20 protein-coding genes are annotated in these 22989 nt (G+C 44.6%); 3 read left to right on the forward strand and 17 right to left on the reverse strand.

Features of this window, described 5'->3' with window-relative positions; translation table 11 throughout:
• The first annotated feature begins 127 nt into the window (after window positions 1–127).
• On the forward strand, window positions 128–1102 hold the full coding sequence (locus NLX67_RS02115; protein WP_254310171.1) for a M23 family metallopeptidase: 975 nt from the start codon (window positions 128–130) through the stop codon (window positions 1100–1102).
• Between the two features lie 49 nt (window positions 1103–1151).
• Here NLX67_RS02115 and prfB read toward each other — a convergent pair.
• From prfB to flaG, 8 genes are all read right to left on the reverse strand, one after another.
• A protein-coding gene (prfB, locus tag NLX67_RS02120) for a peptide chain release factor 2 (protein ID WP_156153932.1) occupies window positions 1152–2250 on the reverse strand; the annotation gives its coding sequence in 2 pieces (ribosomal slippage) (window positions 1152–2177 and window positions 2179–2250; 1098 coding nt in all).
• 163 nt (window positions 2251–2413) lie between these two features.
• On the reverse strand, window positions 2414–4924 hold the full coding sequence (gene secA, locus NLX67_RS02125; protein WP_254310172.1) for a preprotein translocase subunit SecA: 2511 nt from the start codon (window positions 4922–4924) through the stop codon (window positions 2414–2416).
• Between the two features lie 95 nt (window positions 4925–5019).
• Window positions 5020–6069, reverse strand: a complete 1050-nt coding sequence (locus NLX67_RS02130) for an SEC-C metal-binding domain-containing protein (RefSeq protein ID WP_046178168.1) — start codon at window positions 6067–6069, stop codon at window positions 5020–5022.
• A gap of 101 nt (window positions 6070–6170) precedes the next feature.
• The gene (gene hpf / locus NLX67_RS02135; RefSeq protein ID WP_254310173.1) at window positions 6171–6725 is read right to left on the reverse strand and encodes a ribosome hibernation-promoting factor, HPF/YfiA family; all 555 of its coding nucleotides are present in this window, start codon (window positions 6723–6725) and stop codon (window positions 6171–6173) included.
• 145 nt (window positions 6726–6870) lie between these two features.
• Window positions 6871–7215: a flagellar protein FliT gene (fliT, locus tag NLX67_RS02140; protein WP_254310174.1), complete on the reverse strand. Its 345-nt coding sequence runs from the start codon at window positions 7213–7215 to the stop codon at window positions 6871–6873.
• Complete coding sequence (gene fliS / locus NLX67_RS02145; protein ID WP_254310175.1) at window positions 7215–7619, reverse strand: flagellar export chaperone FliS; 405 nt, start codon at window positions 7617–7619, stop codon at window positions 7215–7217. The genes fliT and fliS overlap by 1 nt, the downstream gene beginning before the upstream one ends.
• A 25-nt stretch (window positions 7620–7644) precedes the next feature.
• Window positions 7645–9441: a flagellar filament capping protein FliD gene (gene fliD, locus NLX67_RS02150; protein ID WP_254310176.1), complete on the reverse strand. Its 1797-nt coding sequence runs from the start codon at window positions 9439–9441 to the stop codon at window positions 7645–7647.
• Between the two features lie 14 nt (window positions 9442–9455).
• Entirely contained in the window at window positions 9456–9806 is a 351-nt protein-coding gene (gene flaG / locus NLX67_RS02155; RefSeq protein WP_254310177.1) for a flagellar protein FlaG, read from the reverse strand.
• 167 nt (window positions 9807–9973) lie between these two features.
• On the opposite strand from flaG, the gene NLX67_RS02160 reads away from it, so the two are divergent.
• The gene (locus NLX67_RS02160; protein ID WP_254310178.1) at window positions 9974–11971 is read left to right on the forward strand and encodes a choice-of-anchor I family protein; all 1998 of its coding nucleotides are present in this window, start codon (window positions 9974–9976) and stop codon (window positions 11969–11971) included.
• Window positions 11972–12144: 173 nt separating this feature from the next.
• On the opposite strand, the gene NLX67_RS02165 is transcribed toward NLX67_RS02160, so the two are convergent.
• The 9 genes from NLX67_RS02165 to recQ form a co-directional block, all read right to left on the reverse strand.
• The gene (locus tag NLX67_RS02165; protein ID WP_254310179.1) at window positions 12145–13011 is read right to left on the reverse strand and encodes an alpha/beta fold hydrolase; all 867 of its coding nucleotides are present in this window, start codon (window positions 13009–13011) and stop codon (window positions 12145–12147) included.
• 26 nt (window positions 13012–13037) lie between these two features.
• A complete protein-coding gene (locus NLX67_RS02170) occupies window positions 13038–13430 on the reverse strand; it encodes a hypothetical protein (protein ID WP_046178161.1) in 393 nt (130 codons plus the stop codon).
• 274 nt (window positions 13431–13704) lie between these two features.
• Entirely contained in the window at window positions 13705–15594 is a 1890-nt protein-coding gene (locus tag NLX67_RS02175) for a sigma-54-dependent Fis family transcriptional regulator (RefSeq protein ID WP_254310180.1), read from the reverse strand.
• 139 nt (window positions 15595–15733) lie between these two features.
• The gene (locus NLX67_RS02180; protein ID WP_254310181.1) at window positions 15734–16786 is read right to left on the reverse strand and encodes an alpha/beta fold hydrolase; all 1053 of its coding nucleotides are present in this window, start codon (window positions 16784–16786) and stop codon (window positions 15734–15736) included.
• Between the two features lie 310 nt (window positions 16787–17096).
• On the reverse strand, window positions 17097–18071 hold the full coding sequence (locus tag NLX67_RS02185; RefSeq protein ID WP_254310182.1) for a ring-cleaving dioxygenase: 975 nt from the start codon (window positions 18069–18071) through the stop codon (window positions 17097–17099).
• 12 nt (window positions 18072–18083) lie between these two features.
• Window positions 18084–18500, reverse strand: coding sequence for a MarR family winged helix-turn-helix transcriptional regulator (locus NLX67_RS02190; protein ID WP_254310183.1), 417 nt, complete (start codon window positions 18498–18500; stop codon window positions 18084–18086).
• 31 nt (window positions 18501–18531) lie between these two features.
• Complete coding sequence (locus tag NLX67_RS02195) at window positions 18532–18723, reverse strand: hypothetical protein (protein WP_254310184.1); 192 nt, start codon at window positions 18721–18723, stop codon at window positions 18532–18534.
• Window positions 18724–18771: 48 nt separating this feature from the next.
• Entirely contained in the window at window positions 18772–19707 is a 936-nt protein-coding gene (locus NLX67_RS02200) for a RecB family exonuclease (protein ID WP_254310185.1), read from the reverse strand.
• A complete protein-coding gene (gene recQ / locus NLX67_RS02205) occupies window positions 19700–21826 on the reverse strand; it encodes a DNA helicase RecQ (protein WP_254310186.1) in 2127 nt (708 codons plus the stop codon). The genes NLX67_RS02200 and recQ overlap by 8 nt, the downstream gene beginning before the upstream one ends.
• Window positions 21827–22058: 232 nt before the next feature.
• On the opposite strand from recQ, the gene NLX67_RS02210 reads away from it, so the two are divergent.
• Window positions 22059–22976, forward strand: coding sequence for a proline dehydrogenase family protein (locus NLX67_RS02210; RefSeq protein WP_254310187.1), 918 nt, complete (start codon window positions 22059–22061; stop codon window positions 22974–22976).
• Window positions 22977–22989: the final 13 nt, after the last annotated feature.

Raw genomic sequence — 22989 nt, forward strand, 5'->3', positions numbered from 1 at the left:
CCTCCTTTTTTATCTGAACACTTGTAGCGTGGCAAAAAAAAGCCATGTTTATTCATCCAAGAAGTAACAGGAAATGTTGACGGGCAGATGGGTACGATAATAGGGGTAAAAGAACGGAGGGATGTAGATGTCAAAGTGGAGCCGGCTGCCAATGGCCTGCCTCATCCTTTATTTTTTCTGTGCGGTACCCGTTTCGGCGGAAAAACAGCTGAATGAACGAGCTGCCTATTATGAAAAAATCGAACGAATGACGATGCTCCCATGGTATTATTTAGCCGCTATTGATCAATACGAGCGAAATATTCAAGCCGTTCGCGATGACATTCCAGATAAAGATGGACCGGCTGCCATTCATTTTTCTAAATCGTTTTGGTCGGGAAAACTGAATCCGGTAAAAGAGACGACAATACCGGCGCTTATTTCTTTTTTTGGCGGAAACGGTCAGGATGGAAACCGCGATGGGAAAGCTGACCCCGATGATCCCGACGATGTCTTTTATACAATGGCACATGTATTAACGAAAAACGGCTTCACAGAAAAAGACATTCAGAAATCGTTAAAGAGCTATTATAAAAAAGACGAAACCGTCAAGCAGATTATGACGATTGCCAGGCTTTATCACCGCTTTGATACGATTCAGCTTGATGATCACTCATTTCCGCTGCCGATTGGGCATAATTATAGCTACAGGAGCACATGGGGCGATAATCGGGGCTGGGGCGGACGGCGCATTCATGAAGGAACGGATCTTTTCGCTTCTTATGGTGTTCCTGTCCAAGCGACAACATACGGAGTCATTGAAATAAAAGGGTGGAACGATTATGGCGGGTGGCGAATCGGCATACGTGACGCTCAAAATGTGTACCATTACTTTGCCCATTTATCCGGCTTTGCAGAAAACATTAAGGAAGGCATGATTGTGAAGCCTGGTACTGTCATTGGATATGTCGGCAGTTCGGGCTATGGCAAGCAGGGCACATCCGGCTTATTCCCTCCTCATCTTCACTACGGCATGTACAAATACAACGGCCGAACCGAGTGGGCATTTGATCCGTACCCATCGCTCGCGCATTGGGAGCAGCAGGATCGGCAATCACAATGACAGAAAAAAAACCACCGAACCGAAATGGCTCAGGTGGTTTTTCATTTTATTATAAACGGGAGCGAAGATAGGCGTTAATGAATGCACTAATATCGCCATCCATAACCGCTTGAATGTTCCCTGTTTCTTCGTTTGTCCGGTGGTCTTTCACCATGGAATATGGATGGAAGACGTATGAACGGATTTGGCTTCCCCAGCCGATTTCTTTTTGCTCGCCGCGAATCTCAAGAAGCTCGGCTTCCTGCTCTTCCAACCGGCGCTGATACAATTTACCTTTGAGCATTTTCATCGCGTGTTCACGGTTTTTAATTTGCGAACGCTCAGTTTGGCACGTCACAACGACACCTGTCGGGATGTGGGTAATCCGGACAGCGGAGTCCGTCGTATTAATATGCTGACCGCCGGCACCACTCGCCCGGTACGTATCAACTTTCAAATCTTCCGTCCGGATGTCGATTTCGATTTCCTCATTGAATTCCGGCATCACTTCACACGATACGAAAGACGTATGACGGCGGCCTGATGAATCAAATGGTGAAATCCGTACGAGGCGGTGAACGCCTTTTTCCGCTTTTAAATAGCCGTATGCGTTGTGGCCTTTAATAAGCAGGGTGACGCTTTTTACGCCCGCCTCATCGCCCGGTAAGTAATCCATTGTTTCCACTTTAAAGCCGCGTTTTTCCGCCCAGCGTGTATACATGCGAAGCAACAGCGATGCCCAGTCCTGTGACTCGGTTCCGCCGGCGCCCGGATGCAGCTCAAGGATCGCATTGTTTTTATCATGCTGCTCGCTAAGCAGCATCTGCAGCTCATAATTTTCAAGACGTGTACTGAATTTTTTCATTTCCGCAGTAAGTTCTTCATGCAAATCCTTATCATCTTCTTCTTTTAATAACTCATGAGTCATTTCAAGGTTTTCCTGTGTCTCCACAAGGTCCTTATATTCATTGACCATCTCTTTCAATGCATTCGATTCATTGATGACCGTTTGGGCACCATTCTGGTCGTTCCAAAATTCAGGGTCAAGCATGCGGTCTTCAAGTTCCGCCATTCGAGCCTCTTTGTTTTCTAAGTCAAAGAGACCCCCTGAAGTCCGCCAGTTTTTCGGCTGAATTGTCAAGCGTGTTGCGAATTTCAAATAGTTCCATGTGATCCACCTCGGGTTAGTTTTAAAAGTTTGGTGCAGTTCGGCCGCATTTAGTGCGACTTTCTCAATTGGTTGTGCGAATCGGCTGCGCTTTGTGCGATTTGCTCGCGTTGTTGTGCGACTCATCTGCGTCTTGTGCGGTTTTCGCCACGTTTGGTGCGAGATTACTCCTGAAGACCGTGACAGCTTTTGAATTTCTTGCCGCTGCCGCATGGGCATAGTTCGTTGCGGCCGATCTCCGGTGCTTTACGGAGCGGTTTTTTCTTTTTAGCGCCTTCGTCTTCTTTCGGGTTGACCGCCTGGCCTTTTGCGACTTCCTGCCGCTCAAGATTGCTGCGGATTTCCGCTTTCATGACGTATTTAGATGCTTCTTCATTAATCGCTATGATCATTTGCTCAAACATCGCAAAGCCTTCATTTTGATACTCGCGAAGCGGATCAATTTGGCCGTATGCACGTAAATGAATGCCTTGGCGAAGCTGGTCCATCGCATCGATATGGTTAATCCATTTTGAATCGACTGCACGAAGCAGAACGACTTTTTCAAATTCACGCATTTGCTCAGCACCAAGCTGTTCTTCACGGTTGTTGTAGCGCGCCATCACTTTTTCAGTAATGATGCCACTGATTGTATCGAGGTCCTGTCCGCGAAGTTCATCTGCTGAAACAGCACCTTCTTCAAGCAGGTTCGCATTCACAGTATCTGCAATGCCTTCTGCGTTAAACGGTTCCGCTGCCTCGTCGTCGTTCGCATGTGCCGCAATGGTCGCTGCAATTGCTTTTGTTACCATGTCCTCTAAAATGCTGCGCAAGTTTTCGGACTCCAGCACTTCATCACGCTGCTTGTAAATAATTTCACGCTGCTGGCGTAATACATCATCATATTCAAGAAGCCGCTTCCGTGCGTCAAAGTTATTTCCTTCCACGCGTTTTTGTGCAGATTCGACCGCACGGGAAACCATTTTGCTTTGAATGGGCTGTGTATCATCCATGCCGAGCTTCGTCATCATCGATTTCATGTTATCCGAGCCGAAACGGCGCATTAATTCATCTTCCATCGATAAATAAAACTGCGTCACACCCGGATCGCCCTGCCGTCCGGAACGTCCACGGAGCTGATTGTCAATCCGGCGTGATTCGTGGCGCTCGGTCCCGATGACTGCCAAGCCGCCGAGGTCTTTTACGCCGTCGCCGAGTTTAATATCGGTCCCGCGCCCGGCCATGTTCGTCGCAATCGTGACCGCGCCCGGCTGACCGGCATTTAAAATGATTTCCGCTTCACTTTCATGGTTTTTCGCATTCAATACGCTATGCGGAACCCCTTTTTTCTTTAAGTGAGCTGAAATAAGTTCAGATGTTTCAATCGCAACTGTGCCGACAAGGACAGGCTGCTTTTTCTGGTAACGTTCATAAATGTCTTCCGCAACCGCCATAAACTTGCCGTTCATCGTCGCGTAAATTAAATCTGCGCGATCATCACGGGCAACCGGACGGTTGGTCGGAATCGCGATAACCCGCATGTTGTAAATATTCCGGAACTCTTCTTCTTCCGTTTTCGCCGTACCGGTCATTCCGGACAGCTTTTCATACATACGGAAGTAGTTCTGGAACGTAATGGTTGCCATCGTCATGCTTTCGTTCTGAATATTGACGCCTTCTTTTGCTTCAATCGCCTGATGAAGCCCGTCTGAGTAGCGGCGTCCTTTCATTAAACGGCCGGTAAACTGGTCAACAATGACCACTTCGCCGTCCTGTACGACGTAATCAACATCCCGGTGCATCGTAATGCGAGCTTTTAACGCCTGCGTAATGTGATGATTTAAGCCAACGTGTTTTAAGTCAAACAAGTTTTCGATGCCGAACGCTTTCTCCGCTTTCGTCATCCCTTCTTCTGTTAACAGCACGCTTTTCGTTTTAATGTCAACGGTAAAATCTTCTTCTTCTTTTAACGTGCGGACAAATGAAAACGCGTGAATGTAAAGCTGCGTTGATTTGGCGGCCTGGCCGGAAATAATGAGCGGGGTCCGCGCTTCATCGACTAAAATGGAGTCAACTTCATCAATAACCGCGAAGTGAAGCGGCCGCTGCACTTTATGTTCTTTGTACAGCACCATGTTGTCACGCAAATAGTCGAAGCCAAATTCGTTGTTCGTTCCGTACGTAATATCGGATTCGTATGCTTCTTTTTTCTGCTCTTTTGATAAGCTGTTTAAGTTCAAGCCAACCGTTAAGCCAAGAAACTCATAAAGATGGCCCATTTCTTCCGCATCACGGGACGCCAAGTATTCATTGACCGTGATAACATGAACACCTTTTCCGGAAATCGCGTTTAAATAAACCGGCATCGTCGCCGTCAGCGTTTTTCCTTCACCCGTTTTCATCTCGGAAATATTGCCTTCATGAAGGGCAATCCCCCCCATAAGCTGCACGCGGTACGGATAAAGCCCAAGTACTCGTTTCGCTGCTTCCCGTACAACCGCAAACGCTTCATTCAGCAAGTCATCCAGTGACTCACCTTTTTGATAGCGCTCTTTAAATTCTTCCGTTTTCGATTTTAATGCCATATCAGAGAGCGCCGCTGTTTCATCCGCCAGCGCTTCAACTTTTCCTGCCATTTTTTCAAGCTTTTTTACTTCTTTTTTATTTGCATCAAATACTTTATCTAATAAACCCATTTCAAACGCTCCTTTTCAGGTTCAACAGGGCAAAACCTTCGCATTTTTCCTAGTTAATAGTACCATTTCTAAAGGTGAGCGTATACTTATATGGTTTATTTCCGCCCGCTGTCGGCTGCCTGCAGCTTCTCTTCAAGCACTGTCTCCATTTCTTTCTGTCGTTTCGAAAGTGTTGACGCGGAAATGGAATACCGTCCGGCAATCGCTGCTTTTGATTCTTTTACTTCTAATAAACCGTGCGCTTGAAGAAGGCCAATCAAGGCAGCCGTAAACACTTCCGGCTTCCGAACCGCAGGATCTTCTTTTGCACAATAATAATTCCAAAGCAGCACGGCCATTTGTGCAACAGACTGTCCGAATTGTTCTTGTTCAAACGACGATTCAATATGTTCAGCCGTCTCCCGGTGTGCCTCTTTTGTCCATGTCAGTGTCGTCAAATCAACCGCTGCATGTCCTTTTTCATAAACCGCAAACAATGTATCCATCACTGCCGCGAAATCGTGTGTGAAAAAGGCTTGCGTATCATCGAACGAAGAAGATTTATACATCTCTCCAATCACTTTTGTCATCGCCTGCGCATGCGCCGCTTCAAAATGAAAATCGGTCATAAAGAATGTGTAGTCCGATTCATGCGGCAAAAGTGCCCCGGTCACAAAAGCCCCCACAAGGTCCACGCTTTTCAGCGCGCGAATGGAGTACGTCTCATCCGTTAAAATGTCGCGCACTTCATACATCGGGCCATCACATGATTCAATGACACCTGCCATAAAGCGGTAGTCGATCCAAGATGAGACAATCTCCGCTGTACGCTGGCGTGGGATCGAAGGCACACGCCGCTTGACGAACTCTGTTAAAATCGTTTCATTCCCTTTGATCGTACGGGTTAAAATGGCCCAAATTTCAAACGTCACTAAAAAGACCTGCTCATTTTGCCGAAGTGTTTCATTTGACTGCAGCAACGGCTGGAATTCTTTTTTCAGCATGGCGGAATGATGTTCCATCGCATAATCTATTAATTCCCGCTGGATCGTGCTTGATTCTTCCACAAGAACCGCTGTAATTGCCGTGCCTTCCGTTTTCCCGCAGCATTTTTTATATTTTTTTCCGCTGCCGCACAGGCACGGATCATTTCGTCTAATTGACATGTATATTTTCCTCCTCGTGCAAAATCACGCTCTTTATCATATCATGAATCGCAGACACAAAAAAGAAGCCCGCGTCTGCTGCAGGCTTCTCGTCCATTCATTTAGTTTGTTTCAATCAAGCCGTATTTTCCGTCGCTTCGTTTGTACACGATGTTTGTCCCATTCGTTTCAGCATCTGTGTAAATAAAGAAGCTGTGGCCAAGCAGGTTCATTTGAAGGACGGCTTCTTCAGAATCCATCGGTTTCAAGTCAAATTGTTTTGTCCGGACTACTTGCATATCATCCGTTTCTTCTTCCACTGCTACCGCACTATCAGCCTGCACCGCAAAATAATCTTGCGGATCGCCTTTTTCACGGAATTTACGGTTTACTTTTGTTTTATGTTTGCGGATTTGGCGCTCAAGTTTATCAGTAATCAAATCAACGGCCGCATACAAATCCGGATTTCGCTCTTCAGCACGAAGAACAAGATTTTTCATCGGGATCGTAACTTCTACTTTTGCATTCGTGTTAGGATACGTTTTTAAATTGACATGTACATTCGCATTAGGAGTTTCGGTGAAATAACGCTCCAGCTTGCTAATCTTCTTCTCTACGTGCTCACGGATTGCCGGAGTCACTTCAATATTTTCACCACGAATGTTATAGTTCATCATGCGGAACTCCTCCTTCAACTAATTGCTATACTCTAACTATTCTTTACATACCCTTCATAATCCTTCTTAATCCACAAAAAAATTTGTCGAATTTTCAAATAATTTTCTGCACAAAAAAATCCGGGCTTTTTCAGCACCGGATCACTCAGTTGCGTTTATCATAAAAAACACCGTCTGTCTGTAAAGCCTCGTACGGATTCGAATATTTGCCCATCGACTGCTTTTTCACACTGACTTCACGCAAATCCTCTTTTACCGCCTGGCTCAGCTTTTGAAGATGCGCTTCGATTTCTTGATTCATTAAATTAATTTCCCGGCCGAGCTGCTGTTCTTCTTCGGTGAAAGGGGGCTGAACCTTCGGAAGAATCTCCCCCCGCTCATCCAGCAGCTTTTCTGCCTGCTCAATTTGACTGTCACGATCTTGATTGGCCGCTTCAAGCAGATCCAGCAGCCGTTTCGTCATTTTGTGACAGTCATGAACGGGCGTCATTATACCCGCCCGCCTGCACCGACTTGCTGGATGCGGCGGTTCTCCTGAATAACCTGCTTCCATGTATCCCGAAATTCCGTGACAAACTCTTCAACTTCTTTTAAAATCGCCGGATCATTTTTAATATTCGCTTCAACAAGGCGTTCGTGAAGAAATTCATAAAGTGACAGCATGTTTTTAGCCAAGTCCGTATCGGTTTTCAATGTAATACTTAACTCCCGGATAATCGCCTGCGCTTTTTGTACATTGATATTTTTTTGCTCAATATTATTGTCCGCCATGGCACGTTCTGCCAAACGGATAAATTTAATGCATCCATTATAAAGCATCAGTGTCAATTCGCCTGGAGATGCTGTCGTGACAGAGTTGTTTGCATATGCCTGCTGTGGATTAGTAATTGCCAAAGAAAGACACTCCTTTTTTATATTATTACGAGCTGAATTGCTGCATCAAATAAGAAGACTGCGAGTTTGCATTTTGTATCGCTTTTTCCATTGCCGTAAACTGCTTCCAGTACCGGTCTTCTACTTGCGTTAAACGATCCTCGAATCGCTTAATGCCGCTGTCGATACCTGAAAGCTGACGGCCAAGTGCAAATTGCTGGTTTGTCGAAAAAGAGTTGCCGGCGCGCTCTTTCAGCCGGTCCATTGTGGCATTGACTGTGTCATACAATCTATGCACAATTCCTTTTTCACCGACAGATGTTGAATCTCCGCCGCCGCGGAACAGAGCCTCAACCGCATCTGGATTCGTGTTGATTGCTTCTTTTAGTTTCGCTTCATTAATCTGAAGCTTGCCACCTTCTAAATAGTTAGCGGTTGTTGTAATACCAATTGACGCAAGCTGCTTATACATGGCATTCGTTTCGCTGTTCGACACCGGCTGAGAGAAGTTGCCCCGCATCGAACTCACAACACTGGTTAAAATAGAGTCACGACGAAGCAAGCCGCTTTTCGCTTTTTCTTCCCACTGTTCCTGCTGCTTATCACCTAATTGCTCACGCTGATCATCTGTAAGCGGTGTATAAGAACGATACCGTTCTTCCGATGTTTTCGAGCTGACCGCGCCGATCAGGGTGTTGTATTTATCGATAAATCCTTTAATGTTGTCGTAGATGGCATTGGAGTCCTTATTAACAGATAAGCTTGCGGCTCCCTCTGCTAATGTGAACTTTTTCTTCAACGTGATCGATACTCCATTCATGTCAAATGTATTTGAATGACGTGTCGTCGTAAGACCATTGATCGTAAATTCAGCATCACTGCCTTTTGTTACTGCAGCAGAACCGAATTGCAGAGCTGATTGAGCAAAGCCTCCGACAACTGAAATATTATTTGCTGTTCCAGTTGTAAAATCTCCCGTCTCTTTTTGCATTAAAGATATACGATTCGTTGCTGTATCGTAAAACATGGAAACATTCGCATTTGATTTATTCACTTTATCCACTACTTGATTTAATGTTTCTGATGAGTTAAAAAGAATATTTTCTTTTACTTCATCTTTTGATGTTTGAGTAGTAATAGAGAAGTTCGCATATGTTTCACCCACTGCCGCTTTGGAGATATAGTCAATTTTCACTGAAGCTCCCGCCGTAATCGATTGGCTAAATGTAATATTTCCATTGGCATCAATGGTTGCTTGGTTTTCTCCTGACGCCAAATCATCAATACTCGCCACCATCTCGTAAGTAACACCGTTTACTTTGATAGACATATCGGCTGCTTTATCCGATTGAATAGATCCATTTGGCACACCAAGACTTACTGTTGAACCTCCTGTACTAGTCACTGTTTTGCTTTCAACTTTACCGGGTACCCAATCCCAGGCTGGTGTACCTCCAGGTGTAAGCTGTGTACTTAATGCTTTGGTTCCATTAACTGTACCGATAGAATTTGTCACCCAGTTTTCTGCTTCAGCAAGCTTAGATACACTCGATATGCTATATGAAGCTTGAGAAGCAGATGTAGCCGCTGTCGCTTTCACTTTTGTGTCATCTGATGTCGTCACCGAGCTCGACCGGTATTTAGATGTCAGCTTCATTTGCGTCAATTCCGTCCGGAAGTCGAGAAGCAATGTGTTCATTTTCCGGTAATCATCACGCTGCCATTCGAGCGTCTGTTTCTGTTGTTTTAATTTATCAAGGGGCATCCGTTCTGCCGTCATTAGATTTTTTACGATGGATTCAATGTCCATTCCACTTGCGAGCCCGCCTACGCGAAGCACCATAATCTTCGTCCTCCTTACGCTTTTTTATCGACAAATAATCCGATAAATTCTGTCATTGCCGCATACATATCCAATATTTTTTTCGATGGAATTTCTTTAATGATTTCTTCTGAGTTGTTGTCCACAATGACCGCATAATATTCTTGCAGATCTTCATGGTATTCAAATTGAACGTGTGTCTGGCTCGGCTGCAAAAACGCATTGACCTGGTCGGCGAATTTCTGCAGCTCCTCTTCTTTTAAGAGAATGCTTTGTTCTGCCGGCTCTGTGACAGGCTTCTGCCCCACTTCTACTTCTTTTACTTCTTTTGTTCCAATTGGTTTGGCGATTGCCGGCGCTGCACTTTCTCCTATACGATCAACCATCGTTTTGCCTCCTCCGCACACTTTTTCTTCTATTTATATCGGTTTGTTCTTTTTTTTGTTAAGCAAAATCCGGACAATTCGTCTTATTTTACAAAACGTTTACATTGTGTTCACACGGACGCTATATGAAAACGCTATGCTAAAAAGAAAAAAGTGAGGGAATACCATTGAAAAATTGGATCAAATGGATGGCTCCTGCCGTATTAACGGCTTCATTATTCGCGCCGGCAATGGCGGATGCTGCCTACAAAAACGATGTCACCGTAAAAAAAATTGCTTCGTACACATCAGGAACAGCGGATGAAGACGGCGGCGTTGCAGAAATCGTGAAGTACCATGCCGGCAGTAATACGTTTTATGTGATTAACGGCAAAAATCAAAAAATCGATGTTGTGACGCTCCAAAAAGGGACGATGACGAAAAAGAAAGAAATTAACGTGCCGGCGCTCGTCAACTCTAATTCCTTTACATATGGAGACATTACGAGCATTTCGATTCACGGCGACCATATTGCGGCGGCCGTGCAGCACGAAGACTACACGAAAAACGGAAAAATCATCGTCATGGATCTTAATGGCAAAGTTCTTCATACATATGAAGCCGGCATACAACCCGATATGGTAACATTTACTGAAGACGGGCAGTATCTTTTAAGTGCCAATGAAGGCGAGCCGCGTATGGGACTCCAAAACGGCGTGGACCCGGCAGGCTCAGTCACGATTGTGAATACAATAGACGGCTCGGCAAAGCAAGTATCGTTCACAGATGAATCGATTATTGCGGACGATGTTCATATCCGGACAGGTTCAGCCGCAACAGACCTTGAACCGGAGTACATCGCTTTGTCCAGTGACGGCTCGACAGCATATGTGACGCTGCAGGAAAATAACGCGGTGGCAGCCATAAATGTGGCGAATGGAACCGTTCAATCCATCCGTTCCCTTGGCTACAAAGATCATTCCAAAGAAGAAAACGCGCTTGATGCGGTCCGCGACGGCGACATTAGCATTAAGCCTATTCCTGTTCTCGGTGCCTATATGCCAGATGCCATTTCCACTGTGACGGTCAACGGAGAAGATTATTTACTGACAGCCAATGAAGGAGACGCGACGGAATGGGAAGAGTTCGTAAATGTGGCGGACTTTGGCGATTGGAAAGAAAATCTCGCGGAAAGTGACATGAAACAGACAGATGCGTATGACAAGCTTGAAGTGCTGACGGACCGCGGCACGGATGCCATTTACACATTAGGAAGCCGTTCGTTCTCGATCTGGAAAGCAGATACGCTGGAGCAGGTCTTTGACAGTGGCAGCGATTTTGAAACGATTACGGCTGAACGACTGCCGGAGTACTTTAACTGGTCAAACGATGACGATGAAATGGACAAGCGCAGTGCAAAAAAAGGACCGGAGCCGGAAGAAATTAAAACGGGCATCATTGATGGAAAGCTTGTGGCAATGATTGGGCTTGAGCGCATCGGCGGTGTGATGACGTACGACATTTCCGACCCGGAAAACCCGGTCTTTTTAAACTATACAAACACACGTGATTTTAGCGATAAAATTGCCGGCGATGTCGCACCGGAAGGCTTTGATTTTATATCGGCCCAAAAAAGCCCAACGAAAAAACCGATTCTGCTTGTCGGCAACGAAGTGAGCGGCACCGTATCCGCCCTTGAATACCACAGCACTTCATCGCTCGGCAAAAAAGCATATATAAATGGATTTACAGATGAGACGTTTCGTCCAGATCAACCTGTCACACGCGGAGAATTAACCGCCTTTTTAGCAGGCAATCTTGATATTTCCGGTTCCGGATCGCCTTTTAAGGATGTACCGGCCGGCAGCCGCTTTGCAGATTCGATTGCGGCCATTTCCGCTGAAGGCCTGATTAGAGGAAAATCTAATGGTATGTTTGGCTCTGCTGATCCGCTGACACGCGCTCAGTTTGCGACGATTATAAACCGCTACATGAATTCTGTCTGTGAAGATGCAGCTTTTGCTTCCTACTGCAATGCTCAGCCATCAACGTTAAACTACATCGATATGGCAGAAGATCACTGGGCAGATGATGCTATTTATGCAGTATCCATTGCCGGCTTAATGAACGGGTATGGCAACGATGAATTCCGTCCTGAAAAACGGTTACCCGTGCCGAAGCAGTAAAAGTACTTCATCAATTGTTTAGCCGCGATACCCTGGATAAAAACAGCGCAACATTTAAAGATGTGCCGGTTGATCATTGGGCATTTAACGAAATCGAATCTGCTGTAAAATAAAAAACACTAGCACAAACCAACGCCATGGTTTGTGCTAGTAATCCGATATGAGCATGTATTTTACGCTTTTGCTTTATTTGCTGCGCTAATCATGTCCAATGCTTCTTTTAAATAGCTTCGAAATAATTCATGATTTTCACTCATCGGAAAATGGCCAATACCAACCATTTCAATAAATTCTGCGTTTTTTATTTGGCTGGCAGTACGCCGTCCATCTTCAGGGGTAGTTAAATAATCATAGTCTCCTGTAAGCATTACTACTTTCACCTTATCCCCTTGTATTTGGTCAAGCTTTCCTCTTAGGTCGTGATCAACGGAGTAAAAATACAAGTCACCCTTAAAAGCCTCTGATCCTTGAGAGTAATAAAACCATGTTGCCCAGCGATCTTTATCCGGTGATTGTGGAGCCATGAGATCCCACACGCCACTTGCACACACTTGAGCAGCGTTCGCATGTGGATGCTGCCACCAATCCAAATAAAACCCTGGGGAATAGTCAGCAGCTTCTACAGGAATTACAGCATCAAATCGGTCAGGATAGTAAAGGGCCAACTGAAGAGCCACGTTTCCGCCAAAAGATGACCCCATAAAAATAGGGTTTTCCAGCTCGAGTGCATCGCAAAGGGTGACGATAAATTTCGTATAGAAATCAGCAGTTAATTTATACTCCTCTTTCCACCACTCCTGGTTAAGCGGCGGATCGGATTTTCCATGCCGAGGAAGGTCATAGGCAATAACGCGATAGTTTTGAGTGAACTCTTCATCTTCAAGAAGCCCCCGCCACTGATGATTGTGACAACCCGCCGTGTGCTGACAAACAATGGGCTGACCGCTCCCATTTTCCAAATAAAATACTTTGTATTCATCTCCCTCAACTTCAATAGTGACATAACGGCCTGTAACAGGTGAAAACTTAGCTTTTGGCATTATTATTTCCCCCTCATCTATTATATTTAAACTGGTGCACCAACAACTCGAAGAATTTCTAGTTGAGCTGTGAGACACCGAAGATTTTGCATTAAAACAAGCAGATCACCTTCCAATTTCATATCACCCTGGAAGCTTGCTGCCCAAATACCATGATACATTGGAGGTGGTGTAGGCATCGCAAACTTTCTCCATGTATCTGCACTGGCACGAATGGCGAATTGATAATGATCAAGTGGACCAGGATCAACGTTAATTGTGTCAATTTTCCCTGAATGTGTTCGAATAAGAATCTTTTTTGTTTCCATGTCCAATAAATAGGAGCAGGTAAAAAACTTTCCGTGTGCACTTAATTCTTCATTTCTATCGTTCTCTTCTTGAAAACGAGTGGACCATTCGTACTCTGCAGCAACTGCCATAATTAATTCCTCCTTTTAACTATGCTTTAGTAGAGTGCTTTTATTCCTCTACTACTTTTTATAATGCAATATGTGTGCCAAAATGATGAAGAGTTTAATAGAAGGATATTACAGCTTCTTTTATTGTTTTGCCCCTTTAATTTATGTGCAGTACCTGTTCCGCAGCGCGATCAGTGTCCGGGCATCGGGACATGTTATAAAAACGATAAAAGAAAAAAGTCTGTGCAAAATCAGCGGTCACTGACTTTTGCACAGACAATAATACTGCTAGCCATTACATGCTGTACTTTTCTAATTTACGGTATAAAGCACTTCGTGAAATATTTAGCTCTTTGGCAGCTTGTGCCCGATTTCCTTTTGTTTTTCTTAATGCCAATTGGATCTGTTCACGTTCATTTAAAGAGAATATGGATGTTTCATCTACATCCAAAAAGTCTTGTATTTGTAATGTGTCAAATTGGTCTTGGTCATGAAGATAAGTAATTCGCTCAATAAAATTCCGAAGCTCACGTAAATTACCGGGCCATTGATAGCTTTTAAGAAGTTCAATTGCTTGTGGAGTGAAGGTTATGATTTTACGATGAGCTTCTTTACAAGATGAGGAAATCATGCTATTAATCAATGACTCTAAATCCTCCGGCCGTTCTCGTAATGGGGGAAGCTGAACAGTAAATACATTAAGACGATAAAACAGGTCTTCCCTAAATTCCCCCTTTTCAACTAATAATGGCAAAGACTTATGGGATGCTGCAATGAATCGTACATCTACGGGGACAGGAATGGTACTTCCGATTCTTGTTAATTGTTTTTCTTCCAATGTACGGAGAAGAATCGCTTGAAGGTCAAGAGGCATATCAGCAATCTCATCCAAAAATAAAGTACCTCCATTTGCTGCTTCTATTTTTCCGATGTTCCCTTTCTTGTTTGCTCCTGTAAAGGCCCCTGGAGCATAGCCAAATAGCTCAGAAGCAATTAGTTCTTTCGGTAAGGAAGCACAATTTAACGCTATAAAAGGTTTGTTATACCTGCTGCTTTCCTGATGTATTGCCCGCGCCATGAAATCTTTACCGGTACCGCTTTCCCCTTTAAGAAGAACACTCGCATTGCTTTTGGAAATTTTCACTATTCTATTTAAGGTTTTATTAAAAACAGTATTCTTTGTTTGAAAGGTATTATGAATGTGTGATTGGCCCTGATGTGTGTTTTTTGCTGTAGAATAGAAAATTTGCTTATTAACTTCGGGTTTGATTAGAATGATTGTGGCTATGTCTTGATTCCATTTCGTTAATTGTTTTGATTCTATGAGGTATCTTTTCCCCTTCAAAACAATTTCTTCGTTCTTCTCTTTTACATGATTTTTCAAATAATTAAATATAGAGTGCTCGTTCCTTCTATTCGAAAAATGTTCCTGCTGGAGTAATTGGATAAATTGAAACGCTAACTTATTTTTGTATATCATCCTGCCCCATTTATCAAATGAAAGAATACCAGTGGACTGTAAATTAATATCCCCGGAGTGAGTGAGAATTTGGGATAATACTTCTGCCTCTATTCTATTTTTCTCATGGTGCATTCTTTCCGCTATAGCCCGTGCCCCCGAAATCGCTAATGTGTACAGTTCACGTATATCATTTCCAGGACCTACCCGACACACATCGAACACACCTACAAACTCGCCATCTACAAAAATAGGGCATGCCGAACAATCCCACACTCGAAAAGCTGTGCAATAATGTTCCATCGCTGATGTGGCCATAGCGGTGCGGGTTCTAAGAGCGATAGAAAGTCCTGTAGAACCGACACTATCTTCCATCCATCTTGCACCAGGGTAAATCCCCCCGGGATCGCATATTCGCTGCGCTTTTGCATCCGCCATCATCTCAATTAAATACCCATCCGCATCAGCGAGTAAAAGCAAGTAGCCGCCGCCTTTTAAACAACTGTATAATTCTCTCATAACCGGAGCGGTCGCTGATAACAGATCTTCGTTTTTTTCACGCCTTTTTGCAAATTCATTATTGCTGATATGACTTACTACTTGATCCAATTCATGAGAAATACCTAATTGTTTACACTTTCTCCATGAATCTAAAATTTCTTTCCTAATGTCTTTATCCGTTTCTCCGTGAAGTACAAACTGCTGCCATGAAAGCGTAGCATTCAAAGGTTTTCCCCCTTTAAAGTAGGAATGTTGCTGTTCAGGTTCGTATCCGGCCGTACTTATCGATGTTTTAGAGTATCAAGCTATACTAAAAAATCCCACACCTAAAAAAAAGAAAGCGATTACAAAATAACTCTGAATGTTAAATCTTTATGGCCAAAAGTTCAGAAAGGTGTTTATCTATCTGCTCGGAATAAGCTGTTCCTTCTGCTCCAAACAAAGCGTAGTGGCCACAGATACTTTTAATGACTCTAAATTCACTATTTGGAATTAATGTTTGCTCATCTTCACAATCTTTTGGCGGAAAAAACATATCCGAATCAATAGGCATAACAAAGACTTTTGCTTTGATTCTCCCAAGTGCTTCTTGAAGGCCGCCACCTGTCATTCTACTCACATCGCCCCGCTGCCATTTCCATGCCATCCAAAGAAGAGCATTCGGATCCATTTCACAAAATAAGGGTTCAAGAAAGTCATATATAAATTCATTTAAAGAGTTCACACCAAATAAGCGCCAGGCTTCTTGTTTATAAAATTCAGTGCTCAGTCCCATGACACTCCATAATTTAGCATGTCTTTTCAGCCCGCCTGAAACGTCTTTACAGGATTGATAGTTACCCTCATTCCAATTTAGATCAGATGTAATTGCTTCGATTAATGTTTCCGCATATAAAAAATCATGAATCGTATTTTTGGCGGTTCCTGCAATCGGCGCTGCCCGTTTAACCATATCAGGATAACGAACTGCCCATTCATAAGTTTGCTGGGCTCCCATTGACCCGCCTACAACGAGAGCTAATTCTTCGATTCCAAATTTTTCAGTAATAAGCTTGTGCTGGGCACGGACATCATCACTAATCCGTACTTTGGGGAAGTTTGCCATGTTCAATGGGGCCGGCGTATTGTGTGGAGAGCTTGAAAGCCCATTTCCTAATTGATTAACGATTATAATAAAATACTTTTCTGGATCCAGCGCTCTTCCGTTTCCTATGTAGGTCTCCATTATTTTGCTGGTACCGGAAAACCATGTGGGAATTAGAATGGCATTGTCTTTTGTTTTATTTAATTCACCAAACGTCACATACGCAAGCTTGCCATTTTGAATGGCACCACCTTCTTCTAACTGAAAATCACCTAAATCATAACTTTCATAAGGCCCATGGATTTCTTGTATGTAATACTCACTTTTAATCATCCCAACACCCCTTTTTTGAAAATTCTGAACTATAAGATTATACTATTTTTCTTTATTGCTGTCTATACGAGCTACTCTCGTGTTTTTATAGTCTTGCATACATTTTATGCAGGTTTGCTTGCTGTATCGATTTTTACTTTGGTATAAAAAAAAAGTAAGCCATCCTTTAAACCGGCTAAGCGGAAGATTGACTTACTTTCTGGAGATGCCTGAATCTCTAGGGAATTTCCTTTGCAAATTCGTTGATTTTTGCTGCACCGCCGGGCTTTTTAAATCTATTTGATGCCATCATTTGTTGTGTCATTTATGTTTATTTAAAACTTGTTGGCAGCGGTTTTAAACGGGCTTCAATCTGCTCACGTTTTGGCTCTAAAAATGGCGGAAGCGCGAGCGATTCACCGAGATGCTCCAGCTCTTCATCCGTGTCAAAGCCAGGTCCATCTGTCGCTACTTCAAACAAAATACGGTTTGCTTCACGGAAATACAGTGACTTAAAGTAAAACCGGTCCACGAAGCCGGAATTGCCGATGCGTGCCTCGCGCAGGCGCGCGATCCATTTGTGCAGTTCTTCTTCATCCTCCACGCGGAATGCCACGTGGTGAACGCCGCCGCGCCCCTGCCGTTCAGGCGCCAGGTCGTTGCGCTCTTCCACATGCACTTCCGCCCCGGTACCGCCCTCGCCTGTTTCAAATACGATTACATCCGGCTGTCCTTCTACTGGTGACGGATAACGGTTTACTTCCCGGAAGCCCATCACTTGCGTTAACGTATCCGCGGTTGGATTGAAAGAAGGAACGGTTAAATGAACAGGCCCGAGACCGATTATGCTGAATTCAGCTGGAACCGGGCTTTTTTTCCAAGGTGAACCGCCTTGAATGCCATCATTTGTTTCATCTGAAATTAAGAAAAAGCGCTGTCCTTCAAAGTCCTGGAATGGCATTGCTTTGCGCCCTCCCTGATCAATGACATCCTGATACGTTACGCCAAATTCATTAAATCGATTTTTCCAGTATTCAAGTGCTGCATCATTCGGCACACGGAGTGACAATCCTGAAATAGAGTTATTGCCGTTGTGATTTCTTGCTGCCATCGGAATTTCAAAAAAGGTTAATTCCGTGCCGGGATTTCCTTTTTCATCACCATAAAATAAGTGATACATAGATGTGGAATCTTGGTTGACCGTTTTCTTAATTAACCGCATTCCTAAAACTTCTGTATAAAACTTCACGTTTTCCGCCGCATTCGCTGTAATCGCCGACACGTGATGAATTCCTTTAAATTCCATGTGATTCACTCCTCAAGATTGTAATTTTTTCAGCAAAAAAAGCAGCTGCTTTTTTTCGTCTATTGAAAGTTTTCCAAACTGATCCGCTTGAAACTGTTCCTGCACCGGCAGTACGTTATCCAGCAATGTACGCCCTTCTTCTGTGAGTGTAATGTATTTCGTTTTCCACTCACGCTCCCGCTGAATCCAGCCGATCTGCTCCATTTTCGACAGCATATGGGTCATGTTTCCTTTTGTGACGAGCAGCTTTTCAGCCAGGTCCTGCTGGCAGATGCGCTCGTTCGCTCCGACTTGCGCCAATATGTCAAACTGGGCGATCGACAGCCCACACTTTTTTAAATATTGGTTCGACTGGCGAATGCTTTCATTGTAAAACCGCGACAGCCGAAACCAGGCCAGAATACTGATCATCCGCTCTCTCTTCTGCATCCGGCTCACTTCCTTTACGTTGTTGATGATATCAGTTTAATACTAAACTGATAACTGCGCAACAAAAAAGCTCACTCTTTTTAAGACCGGGACTTGTTGATCTGAGCGATAAATCTTTTGGAATGACTAATAAACCTGACGATCTGACCGATAAAATCAGTTTACCGGTCAGATCCATTGCTTTATCGGTCGAACCTGCTATTTTATCAGTCACTTCTCTCACGTGACTGTCACCTGTACACTCTTTTTAAAATAAAAAAAGACATCGCCCTTAAGACGATGCCAGACAAATTTCTTTATAGTTACACGTTTCACAGCGACGTTCGTGATCGGTTCTCGGAAAGTCCCCCAGCTCGACCGGTTCATTTGAAATCATATCAAGCTGGTAACGGCGCATCATGTGAACACTTTGCTTCATTTTTTGGAGCATAAGTTCAATATCCGCGTCGCTCAAGCGATACGATTTCTGCACGCCGGTCAGCACGTATTCGTTGCGGATTTCAATTTCTTCCACACTTGCGCCGTATTTTTGCATGATGTAATACGCGTACAAAGCCAGCTGGCTCCGGTCATCGTCTGCTTCTTTGCCGGTTTTCCAGTCGACGATCACCCATTTGCCCGCTTCCAAATCACGGTACAGCAAATCCATAACAACAAAGATTTTTACGCCGTCAACCGTCATAAAGCGAAATTCTTCGGCTTGCTGAAACTGCATCGTCTGCGGGCGTTCGGTTATGTCGCGAAACGATCCGCTCCAAAGCAGGTTTTGAAAAACAATATGCAGACGGCGTCTGTATTCTTCCGCTTCCATCCGGTTTAATTCGCCGCCATAATACATGTCGTACAGCATATGAAACCGAGCTGGCTTTTGCGTCCATTGCGGCTTTCGGTCGCGCGAGTCGGTATAAGCAAGGTTCAGCATCTCCCTTGCTTGTCCGATCAATTCCGCTTCCGTCATGACATAGCCGTGCTCCAGAAAAAGACGGACCGCTTTTTCGGCGAGTTCATGCACAATTTGCCCAAAGGCGATCGGCACGTTTTTCAGCTTTTTCAGCCGGTACACGTGCTTCACAGATTCATCGGCGTCATACAGCCAGCCGTTATGCCCCGCGTAATAGTCGTATCCATATTTCCTGGCGCACGTCATCAATGTTTTATGGCGCGAGAACGACCAGGAAAACTCAGGGAATTCTTTCACCTCAAACATGGTTCCGTCTCCGCATTTCCAAAAAGACTTTAATCATGCCATACGTCACATCTTCCGGCACCAGCTCTTTAATCGGCTTCAGCCGGTCCGCACCCGCTTCCTTAACCGCTTTTTGGAGCGCTTCGTAATACGTTGACGGCACAAGCAGGTCGAGATTCACATTCAGTCCTTCTTCCATACACTGAATTAAGTGATTTTCTACGGTGCTGACCGTTAGTTCCCGCTCAACCGCGATTGCCTCAGCAGACATCCCTTTTTGGTGCAGTTCCAGCGTATCCAGGTACGAATTCACGGACTTTTTCTTCGGGGCTGCGGCCACCGGCTCCGCAGTCAGATCTTTTTGCCGCTCTGGATTCGCTTCACTATACGCTTTAATTTCCTGCAAAAACGCTTCGCCGTATTTCGCCATTTTGCTTTCGCCAACGCCGCTCACCGTTAAGAAATCTTCTTCATCCATCGGCAGCTTGGCGCACATGTCGTGAAGCGTGTTATCGGAAAAAATAACAAACGGCGGAACACCTGCGTTTTCCGCAATCTCTTTTCGAAGGGCGCGCAGCACATCAAACAATGGATCGTCTGTTGCAATCTTTTTCGTCCGGACCGCTTCTTTTCGCATGACGGCTTGTTTACCGAGCAAAACATCTCGTCCCTGTTCAGTCACAAAAATGGTTGGAAATTGCTTTTGCTCCACCCCGATCAGTTCCTGCGAAATTAAAAATTCAATAAAACTGGTCACATCTTTCACGCTTTGTTTTTTCAAAATCCCATACGTGGAAAGCCCATCAAAACCGAGTTCAATGAGCTTTTTATTCCGCGATCCTGTCAGCACCTGGGCGGTCATTGCTTTGCCGAATCGCTGCCCCATCCGGATGACACACGAGAGCACCATTTGCGCTTCTTTTGTCACATCGACGCTGTCCCTGGAATCCGTACAGTTGCCGCACCGTCCGCACGGCTTTGGATACGGATCACCAAAGTACGAGACGATAAACTGCTGCAGACACTTTTCGGTATGGCAGTAATCGACCATCCCTTGCAGCTTTTCCAACTCTTGCGGAATGCGTTCGCGCTCAAGTGCCTGATCAATCAAAAACCGCTGCGTCTGCACGTCCTGCGACGAATAAAGTACGATACATTCACTGTCGAGTCCATCACGTCCGGCACGTCCCGCTTCCTGATAATAGCTTTCCATGTTTTTCGGCAGCTGAAAATGAATGACATAGCGGATGTTCGACTTGTCGATCCCCATTCCAAACGCATTTGTCGCCACCATCACAGTCGCTTCGTCCGTTAAAAAGCGATCCTGCTCGTCAACCCGGTCGCTGTCGCTCATGCCGCCGTGATAACGCGCCACAGAAATACCACTTCTTTGTAGACGTTCATACAGCTGGTCAACTGTTTTGCGTGTTGCCGCATAAATAATCCCGGATTCTTTTTCATTTTTCTTTAAATAGTCTTTTAAAAAGCCATTGCGATCTTGGCCTTGAATAACAGAAAATGATAGATTTTTCCGTTCAAAGCCGGTAATGACCGTATTTTTTTCTTCGATCGAAAGAAGGCGGCATATGTCTTCGCGTACGTGCGGCGTCGCGGTTGCTGTCAGTGCCAATACCGTCGGATCGTTCGGAAAAAGATCCGTCATGCGCTGAATGTGACGATAGCTCGGCCGGAAGTCATGTCCCCATTGGGAAATACAATGAGCCTCATCCACCGCAATAAGCGGAACCGTCAACTGCTTTAGCTGTTCTACAAACGAGTACGATTCAAGCCGCTCGGGCGCAATATAAAGAAGCTTATATTCTCCATTTCGTGCAGATTTCATCGTTTCATATAAATCCGCACTGCTTAGCGAACTGTTTATATATGCGGCCGGAATGCCTGCCGCAAGCAGCGTATCCACCTGGTCCTTCATTAAAGAAATGAGCGGTGACACGACAATCGTTGTACCTTCTAACACGAGCGCCGGAATTTGGTAGCAGATCGACTTCCCCCCGCCTGTCGGCATGACGCATATCGTATTTTCGCCGCCCAGCACTTGTGAAATCGCCTGTTCCTGGCCTGTCCGGAATGAATCATAGCCGAAGTGCGACTGCAAAAAACTGCGTGCCTGATCCAGCATGAAAACACCTCTCTAGTTTTTCTTTTATTTTAGCATAAAAAAGCGCAAGGCGGCCGTTCAGTCCCGGCAGACATAAGCCGTCTGAAGCTGGATTTCGTGAGAAAAATGCAAAGCGATTGTCACTTACTCACAATAGACCGCTTACATTTTTAGTTTCCAGGAACATTGTAAACAAATTGGAATGATCATACAGTAAGAATAAGAACATTATTCCGTTTAGGAGGTACTTTTCATGGAAGCGGTGACGAGAGATTTTTTCTTATTTCTTTCTAAAAACAAAACACTAAACCAATTGGCAAAAAGCAGAGGCAGCCACTTCGCCACCGGTAAAATTATTGGCGGAACTGATTTTGCGAGTTCCATTGCCTGTATTAAAGCATTAAACGCGCAAGGCTTATCTGTCACAGTTGACCATCTTGGTGAATTTGTGGGCTCTCCTGAAGTAGCGGCCGAACGGACCGAGGAATGCATCGAAACGATTAAAATGATTCACAATGAAAAGCTCGACTCCCACGTGTCGCTGAAAATGACATCGCTTGGTCTTGATATTGACTGGGATCTTGTCGTACAGAACATGACACGGATTTTAGAGACTGCAGAAAAATACGGCATTATGGTGACGATTGATATGGAAGATGTCACACGCTGCCAGGCGACAATCGATTTATTTAAGCAATTCAAAGAAAAGTACGAAAACGTCAGCACGGTGCTCCAGGCATATTTATATCGGACAGAACAGGACCTCGCAGCGCTTAGCCATATGAAGCCTTTTTTTAGGCTCGTCAAAGGCGCTTATAAAGAAAGCCCAAAGCATGCCTTTCCAGAAAAAGCGGACGTGGATACCAACTATATGAAGCTCATTGAACAAAGCTTGCTTGCCGGCAACTACACTGGCATTGCGACGCATGATGAAAACATGATCGAGTTTACAAAAGCGATGCAGCGGAAGCACCGAATTCCGATGGACCAGTTTGAATTTCAAATGCTGTACGGCATGCGCACGAACTTGCAGCAAGCGCTTGTCAAACAAGGCTACCGTGTCCGCGTCTACGTCCCATATGGCATGGACTGGTACGGCTACTTTATGAGACGGCTCGCGGAACGGCCGGCAAATATCGCCTTTGCGTTTAAAGGCATAACTCAAAAATAATGAGGAGTGAATT

Source organism: Domibacillus sp. A3M-37 (genome assembly GCF_024213455.1).
Taxonomy (GTDB): Bacteria; Bacillota; Bacilli; order Bacillales; family Domibacillaceae; genus Domibacillus; species Domibacillus tundrae.

Coding starts and splice junctions, on each gene's coding strand:
- NLX67_RS02190 (WP_254310183.1), bottom strand. CDS start 18,500: ATGCAGAAGAGAGAGCGGATGATCAGTATTCTGGCCTGGTTTCGGCTG.
- NLX67_RS02130 (WP_046178168.1), bottom strand. CDS start 6,069: ATGTCAATTAGACGAAATGATCCGTGCCTGTGCGGCAGCGGAAAAAAA.
- NLX67_RS02165 (WP_254310179.1), bottom strand. CDS start 13,011: ATGCCAAAAGCTAAGTTTTCACCTGTTACAGGCCGTTATGTCACTATT.
- NLX67_RS02185 (WP_254310182.1), bottom strand. CDS start 18,071: ATGGAATTTAAAGGAATTCATCACGTGTCGGCGATTACAGCGAATGCG.
- NLX67_RS02210 (WP_254310187.1), top strand. CDS start 22,059: ATGGAAGCGGTGACGAGAGATTTTTTCTTATTTCTTTCTAAAAACAAA.
- fliT (WP_254310174.1), bottom strand. CDS start 7,215: ATGACGCCCGTTCATGACTGTCACAAAATGACGAAACGGCTGCTGGAT.
- hpf (WP_254310173.1), bottom strand. CDS start 6,725: ATGATGAACTATAACATTCGTGGTGAAAATATTGAAGTGACTCCGGCA.
- secA (WP_254310172.1), bottom strand. CDS start 4,924: ATGGGTTTATTAGATAAAGTATTTGATGCAAATAAAAAAGAAGTAAAA.
- fliD (WP_254310176.1), bottom strand. CDS start 9,441: ATGGTGCTTCGCGTAGGCGGGCTCGCAAGTGGAATGGACATTGAATCC.
- NLX67_RS02115 (WP_254310171.1), top strand. CDS start 128: ATGTCAAAGTGGAGCCGGCTGCCAATGGCCTGCCTCATCCTTTATTTT.
- NLX67_RS02180 (WP_254310181.1), bottom strand. CDS start 16,786: ATGATTAAAAGTGAGTATTACATACAAGAAATCCATGGGCCTTATGAA.
- NLX67_RS02170 (WP_046178161.1), bottom strand. CDS start 13,430: ATGGCAGTTGCTGCAGAGTACGAATGGTCCACTCGTTTTCAAGAAGAG.
- NLX67_RS02200 (WP_254310185.1), bottom strand. CDS start 19,707: ATGTTTGAGGTGAAAGAATTCCCTGAGTTTTCCTGGTCGTTCTCGCGC.
- recQ (WP_254310186.1), bottom strand. CDS start 21,826: ATGCTGGATCAGGCACGCAGTTTTTTGCAGTCGCACTTCGGCTATGAT.
- flaG (WP_254310177.1), bottom strand. CDS start 9,806: ATGGTTGATCGTATAGGAGAAAGTGCAGCGCCGGCAATCGCCAAACCA.